The sequence below is a fragment of the Burkholderia sp. ABCPW 111 genome (genome assembly GCF_000773065.1).
GTDB classification, from domain to species: domain Bacteria; phylum Pseudomonadota; class Gammaproteobacteria; order Burkholderiales; family Burkholderiaceae; genus Burkholderia; species Burkholderia savannae.
In genome coordinates this window covers 120952-132988 of sequence record NZ_JPWT01000099.1, presented here as the reverse complement: position 1 = coordinate 132988, position 12037 = coordinate 120952, and the positions used below count along the sequence as shown (strand labels likewise).

At 64.9% G+C, this 12037-nt stretch carries 11 protein-coding genes; 5 read left to right on the top strand and 6 right to left on the bottom strand.

Features of this window, described 5'->3' with window-relative positions; all coding sequences use genetic code 11:
• The first annotated feature begins 270 nt into the window (after positions 1–270).
• Positions 271–558: a DUF1488 domain-containing protein gene (locus X946_RS23125; RefSeq protein WP_038752603.1), complete on the top strand. Its 288-nt coding sequence runs from the start codon at positions 271–273 to the stop codon at positions 556–558.
• Positions 559–1566: 1008 nt separating this feature from the next.
• On the opposite strand, the gene X946_RS23120 is transcribed toward X946_RS23125, so the two are convergent.
• Positions 1567–2868 carry an NCS2 family permease gene (locus tag X946_RS23120; RefSeq protein WP_038752600.1) on the bottom strand — a complete coding sequence of 434 codons (1302 nt, stop codon included), beginning with the start codon at positions 2866–2868 and terminating at the stop codon, positions 1567–1569.
• 427 nt (positions 2869–3295) lie between these two features.
• On the opposite strand from X946_RS23120, the gene X946_RS23115 reads away from it, so the two are divergent.
• The 3 genes from X946_RS23115 (at position 3296) to X946_RS23105 (ending at position 4964) form a co-directional block, all read left to right on the top strand.
• Positions 3296–3778: an NlpC/P60 family protein gene (locus tag X946_RS23115; protein ID WP_038752708.1), complete on the top strand. Its 483-nt coding sequence runs from the start codon at positions 3296–3298 to the stop codon at positions 3776–3778.
• A gap of 189 nt (positions 3779–3967) precedes the next feature.
• Positions 3968–4252 carry a hypothetical protein gene (locus tag X946_RS35270; RefSeq protein ID WP_156432312.1) on the top strand — a complete coding sequence of 95 codons (285 nt, stop codon included), beginning with the start codon at positions 3968–3970 and terminating at the stop codon, positions 4250–4252.
• Positions 4253–4679: 427 nt separating this feature from the next.
• Positions 4680–4964, top strand: coding sequence for a hypothetical protein (locus X946_RS23105; protein ID WP_038752594.1), 285 nt, complete (start codon positions 4680–4682; stop codon positions 4962–4964).
• Between the two features lie 733 nt (positions 4965–5697).
• Here the strand turns inward: X946_RS23105 and X946_RS23095 are convergent.
• The gene (locus X946_RS23095) at positions 5698–6084 is read right to left on the bottom strand and encodes a DUF2917 domain-containing protein (protein ID WP_038752589.1); all 387 of its coding nucleotides are present in this window, start codon (positions 6082–6084) and stop codon (positions 5698–5700) included.
• Positions 6085–6744: 660 nt separating this feature from the next.
• Positions 6745–7470 carry a sulfite exporter TauE/SafE family protein gene (locus tag X946_RS23090; protein WP_038752587.1) on the bottom strand — a complete coding sequence of 242 codons (726 nt, stop codon included), beginning with the start codon at positions 7468–7470 and terminating at the stop codon, positions 6745–6747.
• Positions 7471–7586: 116 nt separating this feature from the next.
• Here X946_RS23090 and X946_RS23085 point away from each other — a divergent pair, with 116 nt between their 5' ends.
• Positions 7587–8468, top strand: a complete 882-nt coding sequence (locus tag X946_RS23085; RefSeq protein ID WP_038752584.1) for a LysR substrate-binding domain-containing protein — start codon at positions 7587–7589, stop codon at positions 8466–8468.
• A 29-nt stretch (positions 8469–8497) separates the two neighbouring features.
• Here the strand turns inward: X946_RS23085 and phnY are convergent, their stop codons facing one another.
• The 3 genes from phnY to aepY are packed head-to-tail and all read right to left on the bottom strand — an operon-like array spanning position 8498 to position 12036.
• A complete protein-coding gene (phnY, locus tag X946_RS23080) occupies positions 8498–9970 on the bottom strand; it encodes a phosphonoacetaldehyde dehydrogenase (protein WP_038752581.1) in 1473 nt (490 codons plus the stop codon).
• A 37-nt stretch (positions 9971–10007) separates the two neighbouring features.
• Positions 10008–10886 (bottom strand): TauD/TfdA dioxygenase family protein, encoded by an 879-nt coding sequence (locus tag X946_RS23075; protein ID WP_081989974.1) that lies wholly within the window; start codon positions 10884–10886, stop codon positions 10008–10010.
• A complete protein-coding gene (gene aepY, locus X946_RS23070; RefSeq protein ID WP_038752575.1) occupies positions 10822–12036 on the bottom strand; it encodes a phosphonopyruvate decarboxylase in 1215 nt (404 codons plus the stop codon). The genes X946_RS23075 and aepY overlap by 65 nt, the downstream gene beginning before the upstream one ends.
• Position 12037: the final 1 nt, after the last annotated feature.

The window sequence follows — 12037 nt, the reverse complement described above, 5'->3', positions numbered from 1 at the left end:
CGATTCATCGCACGATTCTTCCTGCAGTCAAGCCGTTGCGCGGTCAATTGACAGAAGAATGCGCGGGAGCCTGCGCGCGCGCAGGGTTTTTTGACGAAATCTTGTGTCGTGCCGGAAAGCGACTAAAGTGAAGTCAACCGGAGCATCCGGCGAGCGCGCGCCGCTCGCCGCACGACAGCCGCTCCGGTCAGCCCGCGCGCTTCCGGCCGGCGAATCCTTCCGGCGGCACGCGGTTTCTTGCATTCTCGAGCTACGGCAAAGGCGGTTCCGATGCAGATCCAGTTCACGAACGATGCGCCCGAATATTCGGGGCGCGAATTGACGCTCGCGTTCATGGCGATGGTCGACGGCGAGCCGGTTCAATGCCATATCACCGCCGAGGCGCTCGAGGACCATTACGGTGCCGCTTCGCCGCGCTTCGAGGATATGGTGGGGGCGTTCGATGCGCACCGGCTCCGTATCGAGGCCGCGGCGCGACGCCTGTTGTCCGAGACCCGCGCGCAATGCGTGGTGTTGAGAAGCGGGTACGTCAGGTTTTACGAGGCGAACGTGCGCTAGATTGCGCCGACTTCGCGAACGAGCGCTGCCCGCGGGTGGCGCTCGTTTTTTTTGAGCCGAAGTGGATTCGTTCGGCATGCTTGCGAGATGCGGCGTGCAGGCCTGCGTCGACACGCGGGCGTGTTCGCTTCTGCGGGTCGTTGATTTGAGGATTCGCGGCAGTGGACGGCATGCGCGCGACGATGCGTTGCGTTGCGTTGCGTGGCCGTGGCCGGCTGCGCTTGCGCGAGCGCTGCGTCGGTTGTTCGTCGGGCTTCGTTCGGTCGCTTGCGAGCCGTTTATCGAACCGCTTTTTGAGCCGCTAATCGATTCGCTTATCGAGCCGCCTGTCGACGAGCGCGCAGGCGCGCTTCGAATGGTCGCGATGAGAACACGTGCTCCTTCCGGGCGCGACTGTCGCGGCGTTGCATGTTTCGCGGATCTCTCTTCGCAGTCGACTCTCGCACCGTCGAATCATCGGTTGCCGACGAGCCGTTCCGCCGCGCAAGCGAGCTTATTGGCCGCGCGCCGAATCGGTCGCTCGCGGTCGATCTTCGTTCGATCGGTTCTCCTAAAGACGAATGCGTCGCTGTCTGCGCCGAATGGAATTCGCAGTGAGGACGCCGGCTTCGTTGACGTCCTTCGGTCGGATATTACGTCGGACTCTCGCCGGTGTGCGGATGCGTCAGCGGTGACGTTCCTATTGCGTTCTGTCGCGGCCATAGCAGCCTCGCGAACGCACGAGCAAGCGCGCATGGGAGCCGCACGCGTGACAATCGCCGCCGGATCGCGGCGAGACGTCTTGCCGGCGCGCAACTGTCGCGCGGGCGGCGGGCTAGTTGGGAATTCAAGCATTGCCGACGAATCTGTCGCCCGGCGCATGCCGTCGTTGCGTCGGCTTCCGAGATCGCGCATCGTCGCGCGGCATTACCGTTCCCCATACGGCTGCGTCGTCGCCCGCGCGTCCAGACGCGGACGAGCCGTTTGCGGCGGCAGTCGCTTGCGCGTTCGCCGCCGCGCGTCGCGCCGTTATTCGGCGCCGAGGTAGAAGTAGCGGAACAGGAAGATCGCTGCGATGATCCAGACGATCGGCTTCACCTGCTTCGCGTGGCCCGTCAGCAGCTTGAGGCCGCCGTAGGCGATGAAGCCGAACGCGACGCCGTTCGCGATCGAGTACGTGAACGGCATCAGCAACGCGGTGAGCGCGGCGGGCACGGCCTCCGTCGCATCGTCCCACGGCACGTCGACCATGTCGCGCAGCATCAGGCACGACACGTACAGCAGCGCCGGCGCAGTCGCGTAGCCGGGCACGACGCTCGCGAGCGGCGCGATGAAGAGGCATGCAATGAACAGCACGGCGACCGTGATCGCGGTAACGCCGGTGCGCCCGCCCGCCTGCACGCCGGATGCGCTTTCGATGTATGCGGTCGTCGACGACGTGCCGAGCACCGAGCCCGCGACGATCGCGGTGCTGTCGGCGAGGAGTGCCTTGTTCAGGCGATGCATCTTGCCTTCGACGAGGAGCCCCGCGCGATTCGCGACGCCCATCAGCGTGCCCGTCGCATCGAACAGCTCGACGAGGAAGAACACGAGGATCACGTTGATGATGCCCGTCGACAGCGCGGCGCCGATGTCGAGCTTGAACAGCGTCGCGTCGATCGACGGCGGTGCGGAGAAGATTCCGTGAAACTCGTTGCCGCCGAAGAAGAACGACAGGATCGTCACGCCGATGATGCCGATCAGGATCGCGCCGCGCACGCGCAGGTAATCGAGCGTGACGATCGCGAAGAAGCCGATGATCGCGAGGACCGTCGTCGGCTTGTGCAGATCGCCGAGCGTGACGAGCGTCGCCGGGCTGCCGACGATCACGCCCGCCGTCTTCAGCGAAATGATGCCGAGGAAAAGGCCGATGCCCGCGGTGATCGCGATGCGCAGCGACTTCGGAATCCCATTGACGATCACTTCGCGCACGCGAAACAGCGTGACGAGCAGGAACAGGCAGCCGGAGATGAACACCGCGCCGAGCGCGGCCTGCCACGTAAAGCCCATGCCCTTGACGACGGTGTAAGCGAAATACGCGTTGAGGCCCATGCCCGGCGCGCAGGCGATCGGGTAGTTCGCGTACAGGCCCATGATGACCGATGCGAGCGCGGCGACGAGGCACGTGGCGACGAAGACGGATTCCTTCGGCATGCCCGCATCACCGAGAATCGCGGGGTTGACGAAGATGATGTAGGCCATCGTCAGGAACGTGGTGACGCCCGCGAGTATTTCGGTGCGCAAGTCGGTTCCGGCTTCCGCGAAGCCGAAGTACCGTTTGATCGATTCCATGTGGGCGATTCTCCGGTCGAGTAGTCGTGTTGCTGAATGCTTTGTGAGTTGTGTTGCCCGCGTGGCGGACGTACTGTAACCAGCCACTATTGGGCGGCTATCGGCGGATTGTAATAGCGGACATAGGCGGGACGATATATTTGTGGCGATTGATCGCGATTCGACATCGCGCTCGCGGCGGCTCGCGCAGCGAGCGCGGCGAGAATTCGGGCGGGCGGCGTCCGCGCACGCGTTCGTCGGCGAGTCGTTAAAATGACCGCTTGCCGGTAGCGAGAAGGGCGTGCGCCGCGTGCGGCGCCCTGGCGGCGTCGAACAACGAACAACGAACAACGAACAACGAACGGCGAACAACGAACGGCGTCGACGCCCGTGCCGGTGCGCCGCCTATTCACGAACTGGAGAGTTCAGCTTGACGTCGATCGCTCGAATGCATGAAAGCGTCGTGCCGGCGCCCGGCGAACAGCAAGCCGATGCCGGCCATCCTGCCTGGATGTCCGTCGCGCTCGCGGAACAGGGCGTTCGGCGTTTCAGGGCCGGCGCAAGCAATCCGCGCATCATCGAATACAACGGCTGCACGAATCTCGCCGGCTACGACGACAAGATTTCGTGGTGCTCGTCGTTCGTCAACTGGTGTTTCGCGCGCGTCGGGATATCGGGAACGGGCTCGGCGCTCGCGCGATCGTGGCTCGAGTGGGGCCGTGCGCTGAGCGAGCCGGCCTATGGATGCGTCGCCGTGCTGACGCGCGATCGTCCGACGAGCTGGCGAGGGCATGTCGGCTTCTATGTGCGGCACGACGACGAACGCGTGTATCTGTTCGGCGGCAATCAGCGCGGCGCGGTACGCGAGTTCGCGTATGCGCGTTCGAGGCTGCTCGGTTACCGGTGGCCCGACGAAGGCGGGCTCCGATGACGGACGGAATGCGGCCTGCGGATGAACGTTGCGCGTGACTGACGCATTGCGCGCGTTGTGCGCGCCGCACGCGACGCCGAGCCGGCGACGACATGCGGTGCGTGGCGCGTCGACGCGCCGCGCACGAATGACGGCTTGATATGCGCACGAGTGGCGAACAAGTTGCGTGCGAGTGGCGGACCGTCATGCATGGTTCGCATTGCCGATCGTAATATCTTCGAAAGCAACGGCGAGCCGTATCGCAGGCGCGACCGAGTGGGCGCATCGAAATCGGCCGAATGCGACGTGATGGACTTTCATGCCGCAATGGCGCGTGCTCGCGCGCTGCGACGGCGCGACGCCCCATTGTCGTGCATGCCGGTACGGCGTCATGTTCGAACGTACGCGGTCGAAACATGCGGCTGCATGGCCAGCCTCGCGCGATTCCTGGCGGATTGCACGGCAGGCAAGCTCGCCGGCTTTGCGGCCGCATGATGCCCGCGCCAATCGCATGAAAAGAAAAAAGTCCATGAGAATCGGCGTAAGGTTTCGGTCGAAAGCATGCGCTGCCGAACGATCGACATCCGGAAATTCACCCAATTCCTGCTACAAATCCGTTGATTTTAGAGATAGGTGTTTACATATATTTTTCGACGGATATTTTTCTTCTGGATCAATGGGATATCGTTGTTTTTTAGGATGTTGCAATAAGGTGGCTTGTGTAAAAGAATGCAAGTCGTCATCGCATTAACGCGATTCTCTCACTAGGATAGAGACAATGCTCGCGTCGGGGCCGTTGGGTGCCGGGAGCGGACGCGGGAATCGGCGCATTTCGCAGTGGCAGCTGAAGGTGAGTGCAGGGGCAGGGTTTCGCAGGTGGGACGCGCCCCACGCGATTTCATCCGTCAATACGGAGGCAAGCATGTTGAACTGGATCAGCCGATGGGCGTTGCGTCACGCCCCCACTCCCGAGAAGAGCGCGGCGTCGATGCTCGTGACTGCACGGATGGAGTTGTTCGCCGCCGAGCAGCGCGTGATCGACGCGAAGCTGCAGGCCGATTACTGGCGCGCGCGCGTGTCGTTTCTCGAAGAGGTGCAGAAGCAAGGCATCGATCCTTGGGTGAGCGCGCAGGTGCAAAAGACCGACGAAGAGCCGTCGACGGCCGTGCGCGGCGCGTCGGGGCCGCGTCTCGCGGCGAGCACGTAACGTCGCGTGCGAACGGTTCGCGGCGTGCGGCACGTGCCCGCCGGCCGCGATGTTTTCGGCGCGCTTTGTCGTGCGCGCTTCGCCGCCATTTCGAGCGCGCCGTTCATCGATCGGGGCGTCGTCGTTCAACACATGCGTTGCGTGCGTTCGTTCGGGGAACGGACCGAACCGGTGCGCGCAACGTTTCCTCATTTTTCCTGAAACGCCGTGCGCGCTTGTATGCACGAATCGCGTGCTCGCGGTCACGCGATTCGGCACGACGTGCGCGATGCGGCTGGCGGCTGGCCGTCGGCGGGGCATCCGCGCGAACCGAGTTCGCAGTTGTCGTGCGTCGACGGATCATCGTGCGCGCATCGCGATTCGAAGGGCGCGCGCGATTTTGTTCGATCGGTCGTGCGTGAGCGCTCCGATCCGATGCATCCGATGACGACGCACGGCCGACGGTATTCGACCGACGCGGGCGACGGGCGAAGTTGCGTCACGCGGTACCGGCATCGATCGGCCGCTTGTTGATTTCGCTTCTCTCGGCTTCGAAATGCATAGCGGTCCTGATGATAGAAGCCGACGCGACTGCGCGAAATTTATGCGACGCGACGGTGAGCTTCACCGTCGCTTTCGCGAGGCGTCCGTTGCTTCGCTTCATCGCGCGAAGCAACAGACGCCAAACGGTTCACAACGGCGTTTGTCGCGTCGAGCCGGCGCGGCATGCCTCTGCGTCTGCTCGCACGACGCGTCAACGCGGGCGCGGACTGGTCAGATCCGCCGCGATGTCGAGCAGCCCGTCGATCATGCCGCCGATCCAGCCGCGCCGGCGCGCGTACGCCGTCGTCAGTGAGACCTCCGCGGCGGACGGCCCGTCGGCGCTGAGCCAGATGCGCTCGCCGCGCGGCACGTGCAGCACGTCACCCGGCTGCAGCCAGTAGTCGTCGACGCTGTACGAGCGCGTGAGCCAGACGCGCGAGCTCAGCACGCGGATCTCGGTGTGGCTGCGCGCAAGCCACGTCATCATCGCGCGCGGCTCGAGCGCGAAGTGAAGCGTCATGCGCGGCAGCTGGATCGCGTCATATCCGTCGTGCCGCGTCGAATCGGGACGAAATAACAACCGGCTTGCCTGGTCCATCGTCTTCTCCTGAATAGAGCCGGCGGAAGGAGCGCAGCGCAATGAAAAAGGCCCCAACCGTTTCCGGCGGGGGCCTCTTGACATCCGATGTTGCGGATAGCTAACGCGCGAGCGCCCCCGGTGACACGCCACAACGGGCGTTCATTGGCGGGTGGGCATTTACGATGGCGATGTGCAGGCGCGTATCCATGTCGATGAGTTTCGTCATCCTTCGTTGGCTTGTCAACGAAAATATTGTGGCAAGCGCGATTGCCGTGTTCGCCGGCGCGACGCGGCGTTCGCGACGACGATGCCAGCCGGCGCGCATGCCGCCGCGGCGCGCGGTCCTCAGTAGGGCGGAACGAATCCGTTGCGCCGCGGCAGCGTGGTTCGCGTCACGGCCGGACTGGCGCGGGCGCCGAGTCGTCGAAAGGGGGATGTCGACATCAGATCGGTGGCGCAATGCGAGGCCACGTGAAGCGATCGCGTGTGCCGTATCGCGGAATCGAGCGGACCGGCGCACGGCGAGTCGTTCGACTCCGCGACGGCAGCGCGAGCCGCAAACGGATCGTTGCCGGATCGTTGCCGAATCGGCAACGTGGCTTCGCCGCAAACGCGAATGGCACGTGGCGCGCCGAGCGCGCAGCGGCTATTCGGTCCGGCTGACGCACGGGCTTCGAATCAGCGCATAGCGCCCCACAGCAGCGTCGTGCCGGCCGACAGCATCACGAGATCGAGCAGCCGGTGGAACGCGCTCGTCGACAGGCGCAGCGTGACCGCCTTGCCGATCGAGATGCCCGCGGATAGCGATGCGCCGACGAGCGTGCCCTTGATCACCACGTCGAGCGGCAGGCCGCCAAGCTGCCCGAACGCGGCAAGCTTGCTCGCATAGACGACGAGCGACGCCGCTGCTTCGGTTGCAAGCAGGCCGCCCTTGAGCAGCCCGTAGGCGGAGAAGATCGGCAGCGTCAGCGGGCCGGTGGAGAACACGATGCCGGTCAGATAGCCGACGACCGCGCCCGCTGCGGACAACTGCCACGCCGACAATGAAAATTCGTTTCGGCTTGCTACGTATCGGTATGGGATCATCGACAGGAAGAACACGCCGAGCGCGCAGTCGACCCATTGCGGCTTGAGCACCCACAGCGTCCGCGCGCCGAGCATGGCGGCCGGCGCGGCGGCGATCGAATAGGCGAAGAACGCTTTCCATGCGATGTCGCGGCGCCACACGTACGCGCGCGAGACGTTGCCCAGCACGGCGGCGATCGCCATGATCGGCACGGCCTGCTTCGGACCGAAATAGAACACGAGCGGCGGCAGCAGCATGATCGACGCACCGGTTCCGATGACGCCGCTGACGACGCCCGCGACGACGCCGATCAGCAATACGATCGCATAAGCAGTCATTGAAAATCCTCTTCGACCAGTCGACCTCCGGATTGGGGACGATCTTGCATCGTAGTCAATCGGCAAGTCGGGCACAGTGCTAAAATTTCACGCATCCGTGACATAAAGTACGAGCCATGTCGGCACTCCCCCCATTGGCGGCAATCCGAACGTTTTTGGTCGCGTGCCGCGCGGGAAGCTTCACGGCGGCAGCCGACGAGCTGTGCGTCACGCACAGCGCGGTCAGCCGCCAGATTCAGACGCTGGAATCGTGGCTCGGCACGAGCCTCTTCGAGAAGGACGGTCAGCGGATGGTCCCGTCCGTGCATGCGCGAGCGTTCGCGCAGGAGCTCGGCGGCGCGCTTGACGCGCTGACGGACATCGTTCAGCGCTACGGCAAGGGCAGCGCGCGGCAAGTGCTGCGCATCAGCGTGCCGACGACGTTCGGCATGCGCTGGCTGATTCCCCGTCTCGCGGCGTTTCGCGACGCGCATCCGGACGCGATGGTGCAGGTGTTGACCGTCACGACGCAGCAACAGCCGAGCGGCGGGAATTGCGATGTCGCGATAAGACGCGACGATCAGGTCTTCAATCCCCAATCGGCGATCCGCTTTCTCAGCGATCATCACACGGTCGTCGCATCGCCGTCGCTGCTGAGCCGCGTGCCGCTCGATCGTCTCGAGGATCTCGCGCGCCATACGATCCTCGAAACCGAAACGCGCCCGCGCCACTGGGACGACTGGTTCGCTGCGGCGAAACTGGACGCGAACCGCTTCACGAGGCGGCAGCGCTTCGATCATTTTCATGTGACGTTCCAGGGCATCGTCGACGATCTCGGCGTCGGCATCGGGCCGGTCGTCACGCTGAGCCGCGATTTCGCGAGCGGCAGGATCGTCGCGCCGTTCGGCGACATCCGGGTGGCGCCGCACGATTACTATGTGGTCACGCCGATCGGCATTCAGAAGACCGCGCTGCATCGCAAGTTCGAGGACTGGCTCGCGGCGGCGGCTGCCGGCTGACGCGCGCCGCATCGCGCATGCCCGTTCCTTCATGCCGCATCGGGTTGCGCGAGCGGGCCCCACGGCAGCGAATAGGTCTTCAGGTTCGTGAAGTTCTTGATCGCCTCCTGCATGCCTTCCTTGCTGCCGAGCCCTGAATCCTTGACGCCGCCGAACGGCGTGCTTTCCATCCGGAAGCCCGGCACCTCCCACACGTTGACGGTGCCGACATCGAGATGGGCGATCAAATGCATGATGTAGTCGAACCGGTTCGTGCACACGCCCGATGACAATCCGTATCGCGTGCCGTTCGCGATCGCGATTGCTTCGTCGACGCCAGAGAACGTGATCACGGGCGACACGGGGCCGAACGTCTCCTCTTGGACGAGCCGCAGCGCCGGATCGATGCGGTCGAGCACGGTCGGCGCATAGGCGGCGCCGTCGCGGCGATGGCCGAACAACACGCGTGCGCCGGCGTCTGCCGCCTCGTCGACGCGTCGCGCGCATTCGGTCGCGGCCGCATCGTCGATCAGCGTGCCGATGTCGACGTGCTCGTCCATCGGATCGCCGGTTTTCCAGCTTCGGCTGTGTTCGACGAGCAGTTCGATGAACTTGCCCGCGACGGATCGCTCGACAAGGATGCGCTTGACCGCGGTGCAGCGCTGACCGGAATTCTTGTAGGAGCCCCTGGCGGCGAGTCGCGCGGCGCGGTCGAGGTCGGCGTCCTCCATCACGATCAGCGGATCGTTGCCGCCGAGCTCGAGGATCGCGCGCCGATAGCCGGCCATCTCGGCGATCCGCTTGCCGACCGCGACGCTGCCGGTGAACGCGACGAGTTCGACATGCTCGTTGCGAACGAGTTCGGAGCCGACCACGTCCGGCTCGCCGATCACGACGTCGAACATCGGTTCCGGCAATCCGGCCTCGCGAAACAGATCGAGCAGGTACAGCGCCGACAGCGGCGTCTTGTCCGACGGCTTCAGCACGACGCGGTTGTTCGACGCGATCGCCGGACAGATCTTGTGCGCGACCTGGTTCATCGGGTGGTTGAACGGCGTGATCGCGGCGACGACGCCGCGCAGCGGCTCGCGAACGGTGAAGATCTTGCGCTTGTCGGCGCTCGACGTGTTGTCGCACGAGAATGTCTGGCTGTCGTCTCGGTTCAGCTCGACGATCGCCGCGCGCAGCACGTTGATCACGCGGTCGATCTCGTACATCGTGTCCTTGCGGCACAGGCCCGATTCGAGCGTGACGAGGATCGACGCGTCGCGCTTTTCGGCCGCGAGCAACGCGATTGCCTTTTCGAACACGGCGATGCGGTCGTGGCGGCTGAGCGTGCTCCTGAAACGCGCGGCGGCCTGCAGTTTGCGCCGCGCGTCGTCGCCGTCGTTAAGCGGCAGTTCGGCGATCGTTTCGCGATTGTACGGATTGCTGACGATGAGCGTCGTGCCGGACGACGTTTTGCCACGGGCGCCGAGCGCGCGCGCGACGCGGTCGAAAGCGGCGGTGCGATGAGCGGTCAATTGGGCCTCGCAATCGTTCGTGTCGGATGCGCGGGTGCTACAGCGGCCGCGCGGGATCGGCCTCGATTTGCGTGCGCCACATCAGGCGCCGCGCATGCTCGTCGAACGCATCGCGCCGATGCATGGTGCAGCGGTTGTCCCAGATCATGATGTCGCCGACTTCCCATCGCTGCGTCCAGGTGATGCCGTCGAGCCGGGTGTAGCGCCACAGTTCGTCGAGGAGCGCTTCCGATTCGTCGACGGGCAGGCCCACGACGTACGCGTTCAATCGGCGCCCGAGATACAGATACGGCCGCTGCGTGACCGGATGGACGCGCACGATCGGATGGACCGAGCCGGGGCAGGCGGTCACGTCGACGACGGAGTCGAACCCGTAGCGCAGCTCGCCGACCGCGGTGTAGCTGCGATCGTGCTTGATCGACAGGCCGGCGACCCGTTTGCGCAGCGACGCGGGCAGCGCGTCGTGGACGCTGTACATGTTCATGAACTCGGTGTTGCCGCCATGCGCGGGAACCTCGATCGCATACAGGATGCTCGCGATGGGCGGCACGTCGGTGTAGCACATGTCGGTGTGCCAGTACGCTTCCTTCGAGCCGAGATGCCCGATCGACACGCCGTTCTCCAAGATGTTCGACACGATCATCAGCTCGGGCAGATCGTCGCGCGACGTCAGCTTCTGCTCTTGGTTCAGCGCGCGTTCGGGCTTGCCGAAGATCCGGCTGAACTCGACGAACTCCGCCATGCCGAGCCGCTGCTGGCGAAGCCGGCAGATGCCGCCCGCATGCCACGCGTCGATCAGCGTCCGAACGGCGTCGGAATCGTTAGGGAACGGCGTGTCGAAGCCGTACACCTCACTGCCGAGCGCACTGGACAGCGTCCTGTACGCCACTTTCCTGCGCGTGGTCGTTTCGATCATGTGTTGCTCCGTTGTGGGATAGGAACGCCATGAAACCGCGCTTGTTCTCGGCGGGCGACGTGCGCGGCCTGCCGAGATCGCTTCGATAGCCTGGCCGGCACGTCACTTCGATGAACGCGCTGCCGTCCAGGAGGCTTGCGTGATGAAGCGCGCTCTCCAGCTCGATCGGCGTCGCGACGGTCCGGGCGAACGCGTAGCCGCACGATGCCGCGATGTGCGAAAGCCGCAACTGCGCGGCGAGCGTGCGCTGTCCGCCGACGGAATCGTGGACGCCGTTGTTGATGACGACGTGCACGAGGTTCGGCGCGCTTGCGCAGTACGCGAGGCCGCCCATATGCATCAGCAGCGCGCCGTCTCCGTCGATGCAGATCACCTGTTGTCGTGGGCGGGCGAGCGCGATGCCGACCGCGATCTGCGACGCGTGGCCCATGCCGCCGACCGTCAGGAAATCGCGCGCGTGCGACTGGCCGAGCCGTTCGCGCAGCTCATAGAGCTCGCGCGACGCGACGCCCGTCGTCGACACGATCGCCGTCGCGTCGCCCGCATGCTCGACGATCAGCTCGATCGCGCGTTCGCGCGTCATTTTGCCGAGCTGCGCGTGTGCGACGTTCGTCCGGTGGGCGGGCGCATCGTCGAACGTATCCTTGCGCGCGACGAGTGCGACGGGCTGCGACGTGCGCCGCGCGTCATCGATCAGCCGCGCGATCGCCGCGTCATCGTCGTACGCGCGGTTCAACACGAGATGACGGATCGACAGTGCGTCGAGCAGCGGCAGCGTGATGCGGCCCTGCGTCGCGTGCTGCGGCTCGTCGTGCGCTTGCGAGCCGTCCGCCGCGATTTCCGCGCGCCAGCCGACGATCAGCACGAGCGGAATGCCGTACACCGCGCGATCCGCGAGCGACACGAGCGGATTGATCGCATTGCCGATGCCGGAGTTCTGCATGTAGACGGCCGGCATGCGGCCCGTCGCGAGATGGTGGCCGATCGCGATGCCGATCGCGGCCCCCTCGCTGCTCGCGACGATGTGACGAAGCGGACAATCCGGATCGTTCAAGCGACCGCAGAACGATTTCAATAAGGAATCCGGAACGCCGGCCGCGAGGTCGACGCCGGCATCGGTCAGTATGCCGATCAGGTCTTCCGATTTCATG